Annotated in this window: 11 protein-coding genes; 4 read left to right on the top strand and 7 right to left on the bottom strand. The window is 39.4% G+C overall.

Features of this window, described 5'->3' with window-relative positions:
• Positions 1-24: 24 nt before the first annotated feature.
• From IPM48_08335 to IPM48_08345, 3 genes are all read right to left on the bottom strand, one after another.
• Positions 25-2,625 (bottom strand): fibronectin type III domain-containing protein, encoded by a 2,601-nt coding sequence (locus IPM48_08335; protein MBK9271593.1) that lies wholly within the window; start codon positions 2,623-2,625, stop codon positions 25-27.
• Between the two features lie 255 nt (positions 2,626-2,880).
• Entirely contained in the window at positions 2,881-5,511 is a 2,631-nt protein-coding gene (locus IPM48_08340) for a valine--tRNA ligase (protein MBK9271594.1), read from the bottom strand.
• A gap of 3 nt (positions 5,512-5,514) precedes the next feature.
• Positions 5,515-6,105, bottom strand: a complete 591-nt coding sequence (locus IPM48_08345) for a hypothetical protein (protein MBK9271595.1) — start codon at positions 6,103-6,105, stop codon at positions 5,515-5,517.
• A gap of 241 nt (positions 6,106-6,346) precedes the next feature.
• Here IPM48_08345 and IPM48_08350 point away from each other — a divergent pair, with 241 nt between their 5' ends.
• Positions 6,347-7,195, top strand: coding sequence for a hypothetical protein (locus IPM48_08350; protein ID MBK9271596.1), 849 nt, complete (start codon positions 6,347-6,349; stop codon positions 7,193-7,195).
• Between the two features lie 130 nt (positions 7,196-7,325).
• On the opposite strand, the gene IPM48_08355 is transcribed toward IPM48_08350, so the two are convergent.
• A complete protein-coding gene (locus IPM48_08355; GenBank protein ID MBK9271597.1) occupies positions 7,326-9,401 on the bottom strand; it encodes a CotH kinase family protein in 2,076 nt (691 codons plus the stop codon).
• 178 nt (positions 9,402-9,579) lie between these two features.
• Here IPM48_08355 and IPM48_08360 point away from each other — a divergent pair, with 178 nt between their 5' ends.
• The 3 genes from IPM48_08360 to IPM48_08370 all read left to right on the top strand — a co-directional run bounded on the left by IPM48_08360 (position 9,580) and on the right by IPM48_08370 (position 14,101).
• A complete protein-coding gene (locus IPM48_08360) occupies positions 9,580-10,800 on the top strand; it encodes a hypothetical protein (protein MBK9271598.1) in 1,221 nt (406 codons plus the stop codon).
• 12 nt (positions 10,801-10,812) lie between these two features.
• Positions 10,813-11,307, top strand: a complete 495-nt coding sequence (locus IPM48_08365) for a heme-binding domain-containing protein (protein ID MBK9271599.1) — start codon at positions 10,813-10,815, stop codon at positions 11,305-11,307.
• A gap of 232 nt (positions 11,308-11,539) precedes the next feature.
• A complete protein-coding gene (locus IPM48_08370; protein MBK9271600.1) occupies positions 11,540-14,101 on the top strand; it encodes a zinc-dependent metalloprotease in 2,562 nt (853 codons plus the stop codon).
• A gap of 20 nt (positions 14,102-14,121) precedes the next feature.
• Here IPM48_08370 and IPM48_08375 read toward each other — a convergent pair whose 3' ends face one another.
• From IPM48_08375 to IPM48_08385, 3 genes are read right to left on the bottom strand one after another with little or no spacing between them, the layout of a single operon-like run.
• On the bottom strand, positions 14,122-15,135 hold the full coding sequence (locus tag IPM48_08375) for an amidohydrolase (GenBank protein ID MBK9271601.1): 1,014 nt from the start codon (positions 15,133-15,135) through the stop codon (positions 14,122-14,124).
• Positions 15,132-16,232, bottom strand: coding sequence for a hypothetical protein (locus IPM48_08380; protein MBK9271602.1), 1,101 nt, complete (start codon positions 16,230-16,232; stop codon positions 15,132-15,134). The genes IPM48_08375 and IPM48_08380 overlap by 4 nt, the downstream gene beginning before the upstream one ends.
• Positions 16,229-16,651 carry a RidA family protein gene (locus IPM48_08385; GenBank protein ID MBK9271603.1) on the bottom strand — a complete coding sequence of 141 codons (423 nt, stop codon included), beginning with the start codon at positions 16,649-16,651 and terminating at the stop codon, positions 16,229-16,231. The genes IPM48_08380 and IPM48_08385 overlap by 4 nt, the downstream gene beginning before the upstream one ends.
• Between the last annotated feature and the right edge of the window lie 50 nt (positions 16,652-16,701).

Below are 16,701 nucleotides of genomic sequence, written 5' to 3' on the forward strand. Positions count from 1 at the left end.
CTTTTTTAAACCAAACCCTTTTATTTAAATCCCAGTTTTTACAACCTTGTAATTATTTATTTTTTCTCCATCTTTAATCCTAATCAGGTAAGTAGAGTTTTTCAATTCATTTGTTTCCAGCTGAATCGTATTAGGCCCCTTGAATACATGTTGTTTTGTATGAACGATGGTTTTGCCCAATAAATCAACAATGTCAATCTGGAGTATTTTATCCGAGACACTGTTGTAATCCATCCACAATTGTTGGGTAAATGGATTGGGATAAACCTGGGTCCATTCCTCAATGCCCTGGTTGGGGTCACCAATCAGTGTTCCCGGTACTTTTAGATTTAAAGTGTAATCTTCTACTTCTCCATAAGAGAAGTTACCGCAAGGATTCGGATAACCACCATAACGGACAGACACTCTCAACCTGACTTGTGCAGTGGCTGCTCCGGAAGGAACGGTAAAAGTCCTTGAAAGCAAACTGGTGCTTGCCGAAGCACTGGATAGAATCTGTTCACCCGCATCTGCAAAATCTCCGTCATTGTTAAAATCAATCCAGGCTCTCCAATACAAAGTTCCCGAACTTCCCGTAGTACCCGCTTGATAATTTAAGGTATAACTGGTGCCTTTGGTGAGATCTGTTACCATTGCACTGCCATCATAGTAACCTCCATCTTTACCTGAAATCCTGTCAATGGTTCCAATTTTAACTCTGGCCAACCATTCATAATTGGCATTGTTTCCTTTGGAAGTACAATAGCCTGAACTTAAAGTGGTAAAACTTAAAACTGAAGTAAAAGCTCCGGTGGTGCCACCACATACAGCCTGAACCCTGATATTATAAGTGGTAGAAGCAGTGAGGTTTGTCAAGTTAACTGAAGTAGTGGGTACATTTGCTTGCTGCCAGGTTTGTGAAGTGCTAACTTTGTACTGAAAGTTGTAGGAATTTGCACCGCTGACGGCCCCCCAGCTTAAGGTAGCAGAACTGGAAGTAATATTGCTTGCAGTCAAATTGGTAGGTGTTCCGCAACCGCCTCCTCCACTGGTTGTAAAATTTACCTGAGTAGAATAGGCACTTTCTGTTCCAGAGCAAACTGCTTTCACCCTTGTATTATAGGTGGTGGATGAAGTTAATCCGGTCATGTTGTAGCCTGTGGTCGTTACAGTAACTTGCGTCCAGTTAGGATCTGTTGATTTTTTATACTCAAATTTATAGGATGTTGCGCCACTCACTGAGTTCCATCCCGCATTGGCAGAAGTAGAAGTGATATTGCTGATATTCAATCCTGTAGGGGCAGAACAAGATCCACCTCCACCACCACAACTGGTGCCAAGACAAGTGACTGCTCCTACCCTCGATCTGATTTTATCCCCAGGCAAAGGGCCGAATCCATTGTTAAAATTAATTCCGTATTGTGTCAGGTGGCAATAGCTCATGATTGTACCACCATTGCTGGGAGGGGGGCCAGGTTGACAGCTTCCCTCCGGCGTGTAACAATTGTCAATGGCTCCTCCTGCCCAACCACACCACTGGGTATGATTGGAACCGATGTTATGCCCCATCTCATGGGTCATTACCTCCACTGTCCAGGAGTAGGTCGGAACATTGGAATAAGAGGAAGAAATATTGCTGTAGGCATATTTGTAACTGGTGCATAAGACATTTAACCAGGCTACTCCGCCAATATTTTGTCCACCCAGTGCTGCCAAGTGGGCCAAATCCCCATTGAAGCTAGGCCTTGTACTTCTGAACTGATTCAGGGCCGTTACGGAATTTGTTTTGCTGTATGGATCTGAAGAGGTCCAGACAAAAACTTCTGAAATCGTCGTGTTTATACTTTCATTGTTGTATAAGGTAGTTACATTGTTGTATACCGCAGTTATCCAATTCACTGTATTGGCGACTCCACCTTTGTTCTGATGCAGGGTATAATCACATTCGATATACACTCGAATACAATCACCTGGAGCGGATTCTCCATAATCCCCATCTCCATCTTCTTTAAATGAATTTTCCAATTCATCTGCGCGACATTCAAAGCTTTTTTCCAAATAAATGTCCCGATCGTCATATATCAGAAGATAGTCTGGATGGCTAGCCGATGGTTGAAATACCAGATTGTATCCGTTCATGGACAACATCCCGATAATTTGATTTTCAAAAATACTGATAGAAGCATGCATCTGCATTTGACCTCTCAATACTCCATGAAAATAGCATCCTGGTTGGTAATCGATGAAACCCTGACTTGAACTGTTAACCACAAAATTTTGGTCGAGCAAATTATTCTTTATCAAATCAATTGTAAAGTCTTGGTTTCTGTAGTTAAATGTAAAACTGATTTGTTCTGGCTGCTCAAGCATTAGCTGTTGTATGGCCAACTTGTTTATTTTATAAGTCTCGGCTTTTCTGATGCCATATTTTTGAAGGTCTTCTTTTAGATGGGATGGAGTCAGGCCATTGAAATGATAAAAGGGAAGTTTAGATTCTCTAGCCAATCTTATTTTAGAAGCCAGAATTGATTCTGCCTGATCAAATATTGGAATCACCTGAGGATCTCCATTGCCCTGGGCGGTGGTTGCACTAAAGCTTGTAAAATACAATAAGGCGACCAACAGGCCTTTAAATGAATTTTTCATAATGAAATAGTTTATTGAAAGAATACTAAAAAATTGAGTTTCGGAATGAACTCAGATATGTTTGGGCATTAAACTGATGCAAAGATAAGAAATCTTTTAAAACCAAAAACTCAGGGTTTTCCCTGATTTTTTGAAGCCTTGGGATGTTGTGACAGGATTAGGCTTTCTATCCAAACTAATATATAGAGGTTTGATCACTAGTATGATAAATATGGCGACTTTTATTAAATGTCGCTCTATTTTTCAAAAACTGGTTTATTTTAAATTATCCAGACTTGATTTCAGAGCCTCAAGTCTCGTGATACCATCCTGTAGTTTTTGTCTTTCCTTTGAGATGAGATCTGTCGGAGCATTTGCCACAAATTTTTCATTCTCCAACTTTTTTCGGATGGATTGAACAAATCCCTCTGCATAATCAATTTCCTTGAGCAAAGTAGTTCTTTCCTGATCTTTGTTGATGACAATAGGCATGTGGAGATAATATTTATGACGGAGACCCATAAAAGCCTGACCCGAGGCTTCATTTTCCGCAATCTTTTCGAAAGATTCAATATTAGCCAACTTCTTTAAGACATCCTTTGCTCCTTGGATATCAAAGATGCCCGGCTCAGAGGAAGCAATCACATCCAATTTTAAGCTGACAACAGACTTGACTTGATGCTTATTTCGCAAATCCCTGATTTGTGTAATTACATGACGAATTTCTTTTACATGATCCAACATGGTTTGATCAATAGAATAGGCCTGTGGGTATATAGAAACCATACAATCGTCACCAGCTTCCCGGATTCGAAGATTGTGCCAGATTTCTTCGGTAATAAATGGCATAAAAGGATGCAGAATACTACAAATTTTTTCGAAAATCACGATAGTGCTCTGGTACACTTCAACTGCCATGCCTTCAGCTGATTTTGGTTTTATGGCCTCAAGATAAAATCCACAGAAGTCTTCCCAGATAAAAGAATACAAGGTCTTCAATGCTTCTGACAATTTGAAGGAATCGATTGCCTGGTTGGTGTCTAAAATAATTTCCGAAAGTCGGTTACTCACCCAATTCATCATCAAAATATCACCCTCATTGGCCAACTTCGATTCATCAGATGACCAAGATTTAACCAGTCTTTGAGCATTCCATAATTTATTGGAAAAATTTCTCCCTTGTTCGCAGAGTTTTTCATCAAACAACAAATCACCTCCAGCCGGGGAGCTGGCCAGCATTCCAAATCGCACACCATCTGCACCAAATTCATCCAAAAGGGCAAGCGCATCTGGGGAATTTCCCAAAGACTTTGACATTTTGCGCCTCAGCTTGTCCCTGACCATTCCGGTAAAATATACTTTGTGAAAAGGTTTTTCACCCCTCCATTCGTATCCAGCCATGATCATCCTGGCCACCCAAAGAAAAATAATGTCCCAACCCGTGACCAAGACAGAAGTGGGATAGTAGTAATCGAGTTCTTTTTGATTTCTGAATCCATCAAATACAGAGATGGGCCAAAGCCATGAAGAAAACCATGTGTCTAATACATCGGCATCCTGTTTCAAATCGCTCAATTGAAGCAGAACATTTCCTGTTTTCTTTCTTGCATCACTCAAGGCTTCTTCGGCAGTTTCTGCCACAAATATTTTGTCCTGATAATACCAGGCAGGAATCTGATGTCCCCACCAAAGTTGTCTGGAAATACACCAATCCCTGATGTTTTCCATCCAATGGCGATAGGTGTTTTGAAAATGCTCGGGAACAAATCCCACCTCACCATTGAGCACAGCATCCAATGCAGGTTGTGCCATGGCTTTCATATCCACGTACCATTGCAAACTAAGTCTGGGTTCTACGACGGCATTTGTTCTTTCAGATCTTCCAATGTTGGTGGTATAATCAGTTATTTTCTCCAAATGACCCGATTCTTCCAGAAGTTTTTTTACTTTTTTTCTCGCCACAAAGCGATCTTCTCCGATCAGAATTTGAGCAGTTGAATTTAAACTACCATCTTCATTCAAGATATCCACTATTTCCAAACCATGCCTTAGTCCTATTTCATAGTCATTTTGGTCATGGGCTGGAGTTACTTTGAGGGCTCCGGTGCCAAACTCCCGATCGACGTAATCATCCAATATGACAGGTATGGCCTTTTCAATAAGCGGAATCAATACTTTTTTTCCATGAAATGAAAGGTATCTTTCATCAAGAGGGTGCACAGCGATGGCGCTATCCGCCATAATGGTCTCAGGCCTTTGGGTAGCAATGGTCAAAAACTGATTGGGGTCCTCTTCCATTGGGTATCTGATGTAAAATAGCTGGGCATTTTCTTCTTTGTACAAGACCTCCTCTGATGACAAAACCGTTTTTGCTTCAGGATCCCAATTGATCATTCGATTTCCCCTGTACAGTTTGCCTTTTCGATAAAGATCAACAAATACTTTAATGACGGCATCAGATCTGCTTTCATCCATCGTAAATGCGGTGCGGGACCAATCACAGGAAGCGCCTAGTCTTCTCAATTGGTTTAGAATGATGCCTCCGTATTTGTCCTTCCACTCAAAAGCATAATTCAAAAACTGTTCTCTGCTGAGATCACTTTTTTTGATGCCTTTTTCTCTGAGCATTTGGACCACTTTGGCTTCTGTAGCAATAGAGGCGTGATCGGTTCCGGGGACCCAGCAAGCATTTTTTCCTTGCAACCTGGCTCTGCGAATTAATATATCTTGGATGGTATTGTTGAGGATATGACCCATGTGCAGAATTCCTGTGATATTGGGCGGCGGAATTACGATGGTGAATGCTTCCCTGTGGTCGGGTACCGATTTAAAATAATCGCTTTTTTCCCAATGAAGATACCATTTGTCTTCTTTTTCTGCGGGGCTATACCGGCTTTCTAGGTTCATCGACTACCTGATCTTGTATTTAAATTTGTGCAGCAAGGCCTGCTGGCCAGCTTTTCTTTCCAGAATATAAATCATATCCGTTGGTTGCGAGCTTAAAATTTCTGTGTGTTCAGTACCTAGTAGGTATCGGAGAATTTGAGGGAAGGTCTGTATCTGGACCACCATGACTAGCTCATCTGGTATGGACAAATCCAATTGTTTGAACAAACTTTTTAAATCTGCTTGATCGTAGAGGCTGACTTCGGCCTTCCTTGAATTTGTCAAGGGTTCAAGCGTCAAAACATTTTTTCTAAATGGAGTGGAAAAGTACTTTTCAAATTCTACATTTTTAAGAAGATTCATCAACTGGATGGCCCTCCATCGACCATCTGTACTCAAACCGGGATCCAGTCCTATTTCATCCTGTTCAGCATGGAAAACCATAAATATCGTCTGCACTGAAGCAGATTCAAGTCCTTTTAAGCGCAAAGAATCCAAACCATCATTCAAGATCAGGAAAGGTGGCCGTATAGCTGTCAGGTAAGGGTAATTGTCTTGAGCCTCAGCAAAAGTTTGCGAAAAGAACAAAAGGAATACAATAGAGAATATCCTCATGGGCTAAAAAATTGCAACACAAAGATAATATCAACACAATGCTTGTTTGCCGCTTAACAGGGAATTAACGTCAGAATAAAAGCAATGGGATCATTTGTTTTTCATTTTTCAATCAAACAAATTTTTAACAATTTCAGTATTTTACATATTATAAAAAAAATTATGTGAATTTATCTGATTTGGATAAATTGCAAATATTGAGGACCCTAAGTTTGTCTCATTATTCACAATTTGATTAAAGATGAAAAACACTACACTTTTTGCAATTTTGACCATGCTGTACGCTGCATCAATGACAGGACAAAAGCTTGAAATGGGAACAAACCAACCATTACAAAATACCAGCGTTCAATTGAAGCGCTCTCTTGGATTGTTATATCATTCTGGATCCTTTGCTTCTGATCCCAGTAAAAACAATTCCATTTATCAAAGCAAAATTAGTCCTGGTTTTACCTATCTAGGTGCAGTCTATGGTTACCAATACAAACCATCAAGATCCTGGCAATTCATTTTCAATATCAATACTCAAAGAGATTTGGACAAAAAACCCAGAATGGGAGACAATATTCGAATTGATACGACGATTCATACCTCGGACGTTTGGCTTTTTTTCTTTCCTCTTATTGATGAAAGGGCCCCAACCAAGTCTCAGTTTGAGTCAATTCGATACTTTACACGCGGTGGATTTCAATTTCAAATTAATCACCGAAAGGAATTTATGCAGAACAATTTCCATACTTTTCTTCAAGTAGGTGTAACCTACGAACAATTGTACTTGTATAAATCTAAATATACTTTTTTTGGGGAAATTAAAGATATAGGAGGTACCTCAACCATTGGATTTCCATTTTTCTTTGGATCTTCAGATATTTATCACGTGAAAGGTACTTCATACTACAGCGAGAAAAAAATAACCAAAGAGTTGTTTTCATTTGCATTGGCTTCGGGTTTGAATTTTAAATTAAAACGTCATTTTTATCTTGACTTTGGAGGAAATCTTAAAATTAATTTTTCTACCTCACGCTTTACAGAAGTTCCTTATCGATTTATTAATGCCAATTTGTTTGCGACGATTGGAAAATACTTCTAAGTGGAAATGCTTTTTTTGGTTCATCTTCCTAAGTCAACTATTCTAATAATTCAATTGACTTGCTGAAGTCTGCATTTCAAGTAAGATTGGGCAAAATTTTTAAAAACCATGTTAATTTAACAAGAATGATTTATTCTTTCACAAAGGTCTTATGAAGGACTTGCTGATTTTCCAATGTTATTTTTAGGCCATAAAACCCGGAATGCAAATTGGCCGGAATCGCCAATTGATTTTTCATGTTCTGTCCTTTTATTTTGTGAACCAATCGACCTGCTGCATCAAAAACTTCCAGTTGCTGAATGATAATTTCCGGATGGCTAAGCTGAATTTGAATCCAATCTTTTACAGGATTGGGGCTTATTTTTAGCTCGATCGATTCAGCTTCTTTGATAGGGTTTTGATCATGACTCACAATACAAATACCTGGTAAGTTTTGATCCATCCAATCCATTCGTCTGAACAACCAATTCTTTAGTTCAATGATTTCTGCGTTTAAGTTGCCGGGCAATGGATCGGGATTTGGCCATATATAACAACCAAGGATGGACCAGATGTCAAAATTCTCAATCAAAGAAGCTTGTATTTCATCTATATATTGGTCAATTAATTGATTGAGATTTTCATTGCTCCAGCTATTTGCTCTAAGCTTTTTGTATTCGCATTGAAGGGCATTCACAAACAAACTATCTGCCAACAATTTATTCCACCAGAAGGGAATCTGCCAGTGATCGCCAGGGCAAATATTTCCGAAGTCAAATGCCCATCCAGTTACTTTTTGGCCATCACAATAGTTGATGTTTCCAAATGCAATGTCATAATCCCATGGTGGGCCAATGTGGAGTTTGTTTCCCTTTGTGTCTTTGGTTTTGTAAAGAAATGTACTCAATCGGTACCCATCCGTATTTCTGCTGATTTCATTCAAAAGTAAATAGTGAATAAAAGATGGCTCATCCGCAAATTTTCTCCAGCCGGAATCCCTTTGATTCAAAGGACCTTCCATTAGACTGGTTTCAAACAATCGGACAAATTCTTCAATGTATTTTTTCTGAGCATCTTTAATGTTCTCTTCACTTGGATAATGATACTGGTAATAAATAGTTTGGTTGTTTGGATGTACGGGTGGAGGATATTTTGAAACCCACCCCGCCCCGGAACCACCTGTGGATTTGTCTATTTTGAGTATATACCCACCTGTCAGATCGGATCCTGCAGTGTCTGTTTCAGTCAATTTTGAAATGTCCACCCTTTGATCGTCTTGTTTGATTTTTTCCATTAATACATACAATCCCTGATGCTCCTCATCGATCACCAACTCCACAAATCTCGTTCGGCTGGCATAACGTCCAAGACCTCGATACAAATGATAAGCAAGAACATTGTTTAAAAAACTTTTGTCTGTGAAATTGGCGCTGAGGATCCAATCACTTTCTGCCGGCATCCCAAGCATTCCAATTTTTTTATCTTCTCCTAAACTGTCCACAAACTCAAAACCAAATGATTTTTTTGGAAACCATTGACTGCTGGATCCTCTGATTTCAATGCCAATATCGTGGGCCCATTGGGGAGGATCATTAAAATGATTGCCCTCCTGCAGGTCCTTGTCAATGAGCTCAAGCTGTACAATCCTCTTGGGATGATCCACAATTCTTTGCCCTTTTGTGTTGATTTTAAGAATGGGCAATGCAGTCTTTTTAAATGGAGGAGCCGGTTTGGGTGGATTTTTTCCAAACTGGATCGACCAGGAAATCAAATGACCCTGCACGCCAACAAATGGATCATAGATCCTCATTTTCCAAATGCCATTGGATTTACCTCCATCGTTCAGTTTACCAATATTGCTCAGCGCGCGGTGGGTCCCGGAATAAGGCCCCCAACCAAATCCGATGTATTGTCGGGCACTTGAGTTGAGGCATACATTGCAGTTGGCACCGTTTAATCCGTTGGCAAGATTCAATTTTTTACCTTCGGGAGAAATCAATTCAACCTTGATTTGACTTAAATCTCCATGTTGAATTTGAAAACAAACCTGAATGAGTCCAAAACTTTCATTCAAATACATGGAATCCAATTGACTTACGCTTATCTCAAAGTCAGTAAATTGATTGTTCCCTTCTGCAACAATACCTCCGTCATTTGAGCTGAATATCTGCCCATTGAGAATTTTTGTAGCACTTAAAATTAAAACAATCAGTAAAATACGTTTCATCCAACTAGCTAATTTTGTTTCAAAATTAAGGAAAATTCTGTCATCCGGTTCAAGTCTTATGAATTATATCATTTTAGTTAGACAGTTTGTCTTAAATTGCTGGCTGATTGATAAAATGAATTATTTTTTGAAATGCAATTACATCTTTCTGATTTTATAAAATTAAACCAATCCATTCATGAGAAAATTAAGGATAACAATGATCTTTTGCCTGTTGGCCGCACAACTTATTCCAATCGCTGGATTGAATGCGCAGGAATGGAAGGAGATTAACAGGTTTTCACCAGCGCAGACCATTCAAAAAATCAAATTCCTGAATTCAGAGTTGGGGTATTGCGTAAGTAGTCTTTACAACGGAAGTACCATGAATATATATAAGACCACCAATGGCGGTCTTAGTTGGACCAGCCAAAATTCTGGATTTACTTCAATGCGCTTTATGGATATCTTTATTTTGGATGAACAAAGTGCCTGGATCTGCGGGAATGAGGGTATTGTGTTAAAAACTACTGATGGTGGACAAAATTGGATCTTAAAATCTACGGGCACAAAAGAACAAATTTGGGGAATTTTTTTTACAGATGAATTACACGGACATGCATGTGGTTCCACCGGACTTTTGTTACGCACCAGCGATGGTGGAGAGACTTGGGAGCAAAGACCCTCTAACATCTCCAATTTATTTTACTCAATTCATTTTATCAATTCCAACAAAGGTTTTGCCAGTGGCTCCAATGTATTAATGAGTACCGAAGATGGTGGGGAATCCTGGTTCAAAGTGGCGGGTTTTCCTTTTAGTCCCCCAGCAGATTGGATCAGAAACATTGTTTTTGTCAATGATCAATTGGGATTTGCCTGCGCTGACATTGGGAGATTGTACAAAACGACCGATGGAGGTTCCAAATGGATAAGACTCGAATCAGGCACAGAAGAAGCGCTGATGGGCTTGGATTTTGCCAATGAAAAAGTGGGAGTGGCAGTAGGTTTTAATGGCACCATTGTCATGACAGATGATGGTGGAGACACATGGAATCCCATGCACAGTCCATTGGGTGCCGAGCATTTGTTTTCTGTTGATTTAATCTCAGCCCAACTGGGATTTATTGCTTCCCACCAAGGACGAATTTTGAAAAATGAAATCTTGACCGTCTCTTCAGAAGAACCAAGGAAGACAAGCCTGCCTTGGTTCAATCAGACAGGAAAGGTATTGAGCGTACAGTTTGACCATACAGAGAGATTGGGCATTTACAACATTGCCGGTCAAAGGCTACCATTGCACTGTATCTCTCAGCATTTTTCATTGGGTCTATATGATGCATCGGGTCTTTTGCCTGGATTGTATTTTGCATGTAAAGAAAGTCTTGAAAGCAGGGATTGTAGTTCTTTTGTAATTGATTAAAATAGAGTAGTTATGAAAAAGAAAATTGTATGGGTTTTCATTTTGCTGGTTCTTGTCATTCAGTTCTTTCAGATTGATAAGACAAGCCTTCCTTCAGCCAACGCCGGTTTTTTTCAGAAATATAAAGCAGATGCCGATGTGACCAATATTTTAGAAAGAGCTTGCAACGATTGCCATAGCAATGAGACTAAGTATCCATGGTATACTTATGTACAGCCACTGGGCTGGTGGATCAATCACCATATTGTGGAAGGAAGAGAACATCTCAATTTTTCCGATTTTACCACGCGTAAAATTGCTTCACAGAATCACAAATTTGAAGAAATTATTGAAGTGGTCAAAGAAGCTGAAATGCCACTTCCCTCTTATACCTGGCTTGGTATGCATCCCGAAGCCAGGTTGACGAAGGATGAAAAATCTGCATTGACATCATGGGCCCAAATGCAAATGGATTTAATTGCCAATTCTTATCCTCCGGACAGTCTCAAAAGAAACTCAAAGAAGTAATCATACCATTTGTTCATAATTTATTTGAGCTGTTTTGCCAATGTACTAATGATATTAAGCCTTTTCAAATATTGCTTATTTGCCTAAGCTTTCTTTGTATTTAAACCAATGCACATTGTCCTGCTGTCGAAAGAAACAATGGTTTGGTCGATAAATTCCTCTTAATGGCATTTTAAGTCAATTCTTGTTCTATCTTTGAGCCTTTCATTTTTAATTTTAAAATTTTATTCCAATGTTTAGATGGCTGATATTTTCTGGTTTATTCCTGTTTGGTATTTATGGAACCAGTCAATCACAAAAACCCAAATCTGCAAAAGAGAATCAAACGGTCAAAAAGGATACCACAAAAACAGATTCAGTAAAACTAAGCTTGAAGGACAAAGTAAAATCTTCGGTCAAATTAGAAGGTCTATTTACCTTTTATCAGGATACCCAATCAGGAAGTCTCCATATTTATCTCAATAAAAATCAGCTAAACAAGGAATTTTTATACCAAAGCTTTTCAATGGGTGGGCCTGCTGAACTGTTTCTCAATCAAAACATGTTGAGAGAAACTTGGCTTTTTTCGGTTCGAAAGAATTTTGATCGAATCTTTTGGATGCGCTCCAACACCAGTTTTTATTTTGACAAGAATCACCCGATCAGTAAGGCTGCCAATGTAGATGTCCCGGAGACCATTTTCTTTTCAGAAAAAATTGTTGCAGAAGATTCAATGGGTTACCTGGTCAATGTTGATAATTTGTTTCTATCTGAAAGGCTCGACCCCATACGTCCCTATATACCTTCAACGATACCAGCAAGTGCATATCTCAATTTAGGTACACTGAATAAAGACAAATCCGAATATTTGAAGATCCGAACCTTCCCGCTCAATTCAGATGTGGTCGTAAATCTATCTTATGAAAATCCCAACCCACAGTATTTTGGAGGTTTGGATATAACAGATCCGCGGTATGTGAATGTCAGAATGCAACATAGCTTTTTGGAATTACCTGTAAATGATTTCCAACCAAGAGTGGATCACCCACACATTGGGTATTTTAATGTCCAAACCGAAGACATGACCAGCACTCATATTGTGCGTTACAGAGACTTTATCAACCGCTGGCACTTAAAGAAAAAATATCCGGAACAAGCCATCAGTGAGCCTGTTGAACCAATTGTCTGGTGGGTAGAAAATACAACTCCAAAGGAATTGAGACAAGTGATAATCGACGCCGGTCACAAGTGGAATGCAGCTTTTGAAAAGGCAGGTTTTAAAAATGCAATCGAGATGAAAATGATGCCCGATGATGTAGATTGGGACCCAGCTGACATCAGATACAATGTAATCCGTTGGGTTTCTTCAGACTTAGGTTTTGCGATTGGACCCTCCTTTGTCAATCCAAGAACAGGACAAATTCTAGGTTCTGATATCACCATTGATTTCAGTTTTCTGACCGGTACGAAAATAGAGTCGGATTTATTTGAACACGGAAAAGTAATGGAAGAATTTGAAGAAATTCAAGCTCATCCCCACAGTTGCAAATTGGGAGCAGGACTCAGGATGCAAAATCAATTTGGCAATGCCATGCTTGAAATTCAGGATGCGGATCATGCAGAGAAAACTGAATTACTTCATCAGTTTATTACAGAACTTGTACTTCATGAAATGGGACATACTCTGGGATTAAACCACAACATGAAATCTTCCCATATGCTGAGTCCGGCTGAATTAAAAAACAAAGAAATCACACGGAAATTTGGGGTGACGGGTTCCGTGATGGATTATTCTACCATCAATTTGGCTTTGAAAAAAGAAGAGCAAGCAGATTATTATACAACCGTTGTTGGACCTTATGATCTTTGGGCCATCGAATATGGTTATACCCCTTTTTCAAAAGAAAATGAGGCTAAAGGACTTCAGGCCATTGTAAATAAAAGCACCGATCCCAAATTGATCTTTGGAAACGATGCAGATATTTGTCGTCCCGGTGGCGGCATCGATCCTCGTGTAATGGTATGGGACATGAGCAATGATCCAATCACTTACGCTGCAGAGAGATTTGAAATCGTGGAAAATGGAATGGCCAGTTTGAAATCCAAATTTATCAAAGAGAATCAGTCTTATGAGGTCTTTAAAAACATGTATTTCGTCTTGTTTTATCAGCGATTTAACATGACCAGATCGGTGGCAAATTACATTGGAGGTGTTTATGTGGACAGGAGTTTTCCCGGTCAAAAAACCGAGAACAAACCCTATACTCCCGTCTCAAAATCCGAACAGAAAAGAGCGCTTGAATTGATCAGCAGGTATGTTTTTTCTCCAAATGCCCTAAGTAAAGATCAATCGATGTATCAGTATCTTCAGAGTCAGAGAAGGGGATTTAATTTTTGGGGAAATTCAGAAGACCCCAAGTTGGATGCGCTTGTCAGTAATATGTACTACAATGTACTGTATCCAATATTAAGCCCCTCCACATTGAGGAGACTCAACAATACCAGCATGTATGGCAATAATTATTCTGTTCATGAATTACTGGAAGACCTCACCGCAGCCATTTTCAATGAGGACCTGTCTTCCAATGTCAACATGTATCGAAAATCATTGCAACAGATTTACGTTGAAAGATTAATCAATGTATATGAAAACAAGGCACAGAATTTTGGAATAGAAACCAAATCCAGTTCTTATGATGCATTGTCAAAGCTTAGAAAATCTCTAAAAAAATCAAAAGCTGGAGATGGTGCCACCAAAGCACACAGATCTTATTTGGTGAAACTCATTGAAAATTCTTTAAAAATAGAAGACTAAATAAAATATTTTCATCAAGCTTATTCAGACAGGATTCCAAGCCAAGATTCTGCTGATCGATAATTCAGCCAGGATTTCTCATCCTCATCCAGACCGGAGTTTAAGATCAATTTTCCAGGCTTCAACTCTCCAAGAGGAAAAGGATAATCACTGCCCAAAGCAATTTTTTCAACACCAAAAAGGCTGATTAATTTGAAGAGTAGGTCTTCATCGTGGACCAGTGAATCTACCCAAAATTTACCCAGATATTCGTCCGGATGTTTGGGGTTGTCAACAGCCACCAAATCAGGTCTTACTTCAAATCCGTGTTTGATTCTACCATAGCTTCCCGGAAAAGCACCGCCGCCATGGGCAAATGCCACCCTTAATTTAGGAAATTTTTCAAAAATTCCTCCAAAAATCATACTGCATATTGCCAGCGAAGTTTCTGCTGGCATGCCCACCAGCCAAGGCAACCAGTACTTGCTCATTTTTTCTTTTCCTACCATGTCCCAGGGATGCACAAATAAACATGCTCCAGACTCTTCCGCAGCTTTATAAAAATCATGCAATGCCTGATCTTCCAAATTCCAGTCATTGATGTGGGAACCAATTTGAATTCCCGCCAATCCCAGTTCATTGACACACCGATCCATTTCCACGATGGCCAGTTCTGGATTTTGCATAGGTACGGTTCCCAATCCGATAAATCGGTTGGGATTACGCCTCACCACATCGGACAAATGATCGTTGAGAAATCGACTTGTATCGAATGTATCTCTGGCCTTGGCCCAATATCCAAACAGGACGGGAATGGTACTCAATACCTGAATTTGAATTCCGTGTTGATCCATTTCCTTTATTCGGATGTCTGCGTCCCAACAATTGCTTTCTATTTCTCTGAAAAACCGGTTGTCAATCATCATTTTCGCCCGGCAGTTGGTGTGATGATCCAATGAAACAAATCCTCCATACCCAAATTTTTCAGCCCATCGGGGTAAATGTTCCGGAATAATGTGGGTGTGGATGTCAATTTTTTTCATTCGAGAAATCATTCGTGGTTAAAATAGTACCCAAGACTGCGCTTCAATGCAATAGGTAATTCAGGCAATTCTGATCTTGGAATCAAAAGCGTGCTGATATTGTGAAAATCTATGAATATCTGATGCTTCTTGACTGTTTCCATCAAATATTCAAATCCGGATGAACCACCGGTACCTGTTTTTTTGCCAAGCATTCTCATGACCATTTGTGCATGTCGGTATCTCCAGTTGGTGAGCAATTCATCCATTTCAGTGATGACATTTAGAAGTCGGCAAGGCAATTGTAGCAATGGCTCAGATCCATAAAGTTGTATGAGCAAAGCCGCAATGGTGGCCTTAAAGCTCAGCTTGACCTTGCCTTCAAGGATAAGCTGGTTGTGGTATTCCTCATCAAAAACATGAATAAAAAAAGTGTCTGTATCCCCATTCATCTTTAATCGCATTTCTTTTTCTTTTTCAGACAAATAGTCAGATTGCAGGATGGCTTCTCTTTCTTTTTGCAGCATGTTCCGAACGGCATTCATATACTTACCTTTGAAGTCAAATTCACCAGTCTCAAGGAAAGGTGTTCTCTCCAGCCATTGTTGGATGAGGTCGAATAGGCTTTGAGAAGCTTCTATGGATTCGATTTCTTTTTGTTGAGTCAGCTCAAATTCATGGTAGTATTTATGTGAAGTATAAGCAATTCTCTTTTCAATTTTCAGACCAAGCAATACCTCCAACTTTCTAAATTGAAAACTCTGAAATCCTGATGCCGGAAACAAATATCCCCTGAAGTCTAAAAAATCCAGCGGAGTCATGGTCTCCAGGACTTTAATTTGTTGTATCAACAAACGCAATACTTCATTGACCCTTTCGAGCCTTGAAACGGCAACGTCAATGTTTTTTTCATCTACATTGTTGGTTTTAAACAAAGTCATGACGGAATCTACTTCATGGATGATTTGTTTAAACCAGAGTTCATACACCTGATGTACGATGATAAACAATGTTTCTTCATGTGCTTCCTTTCCCAATTCTTTGCTTCTGCAATTTTGGGCACTTAGTATTTTATCCAATCCAAGGTAACTATGGTAATGGATTGAACTATATTTCTTGTCTGAACTCATATTGGTTTGTATGCGATTGCTTTTATTTCAATGAGCAAATGAGGGTGTGGTAATTGATGGACCGCAACGGTTGTTCGGGTGGGTCCATCAAAACCAAAGTATTGATTGTACACCTCATTGTATCCTTTAAAATCATTCATCGAAACCAAGAAAGTAGAAATTTCAACAAGGTCAGTCAATTCCGCGCCTACGCTCTGTAGGATGTCTTTGATATTTTCAATCACTGCTTTCGTTTGTTCCCGAATGTCGAGATTTACGGTCCCAAATTCATCTACTTCTGCGCCTGCAATGCTGTTGTCTTTTCTTCTACTACTTGTTCCGGAAACATATAAAAACTCCCCGGCCCTTCGAACATGGGGAAATTTTCCTCTTGGTGTAGCCTTTCCTTCAACCACCTTGGACGATTGCTTTGGATCCATCCGCCAAAGGTATTAATCTTCCTTCATTTTCTTTTTTTTCCTTATTATTG

This window comes from Saprospiraceae bacterium (assembly GCA_016715965.1).
In the GTDB taxonomy this organism is placed as follows: domain Bacteria; phylum Bacteroidota; class Bacteroidia; order Chitinophagales; family Saprospiraceae; genus Vicinibacter.

Excerpts from the sequence above, each read along its gene's own strand:
- IPM48_08375 (MBK9271601.1), bottom strand. The coding sequence starts at position 15,135 with ATGATTTCTCGAATGAAAAAAATTGACATCCACACCCACATTATTCCG.
- IPM48_08360 (MBK9271598.1), top strand. The coding sequence starts at position 9,580 with ATGAGAAAATTAAGGATAACAATGATCTTTTGCCTGTTGGCCGCACAA.
- IPM48_08340 (MBK9271594.1), bottom strand. The coding sequence starts at position 5,511 with ATGAACCTAGAAAGCCGGTATAGCCCCGCAGAAAAAGAAGACAAATGG.
- IPM48_08355 (MBK9271597.1), bottom strand. The coding sequence starts at position 9,401 with ATGAAACGTATTTTACTGATTGTTTTAATTTTAAGTGCTACAAAAATT.
- IPM48_08385 (MBK9271603.1), bottom strand. The coding sequence starts at position 16,651 with ATGGATCCAAAGCAATCGTCCAAGGTGGTTGAAGGAAAGGCTACACCA.
- IPM48_08370 (MBK9271600.1), top strand. The coding sequence starts at position 11,540 with ATGTTTAGATGGCTGATATTTTCTGGTTTATTCCTGTTTGGTATTTAT.
- IPM48_08380 (MBK9271602.1), bottom strand. The coding sequence starts at position 16,232 with ATGAGTTCAGACAAGAAATATAGTTCAATCCATTACCATAGTTACCTT.
- IPM48_08350 (MBK9271596.1), top strand. The coding sequence starts at position 6,347 with ATGAAAAACACTACACTTTTTGCAATTTTGACCATGCTGTACGCTGCA.
- IPM48_08365 (MBK9271599.1), top strand. The coding sequence starts at position 10,813 with ATGAAAAAGAAAATTGTATGGGTTTTCATTTTGCTGGTTCTTGTCATT.
- IPM48_08345 (MBK9271595.1), bottom strand. The coding sequence starts at position 6,105 with ATGAGGATATTCTCTATTGTATTCCTTTTGTTCTTTTCGCAAACTTTT.
- IPM48_08335 (MBK9271593.1), bottom strand. The coding sequence starts at position 2,625 with ATGAAAAATTCATTTAAAGGCCTGTTGGTCGCCTTATTGTATTTTACA.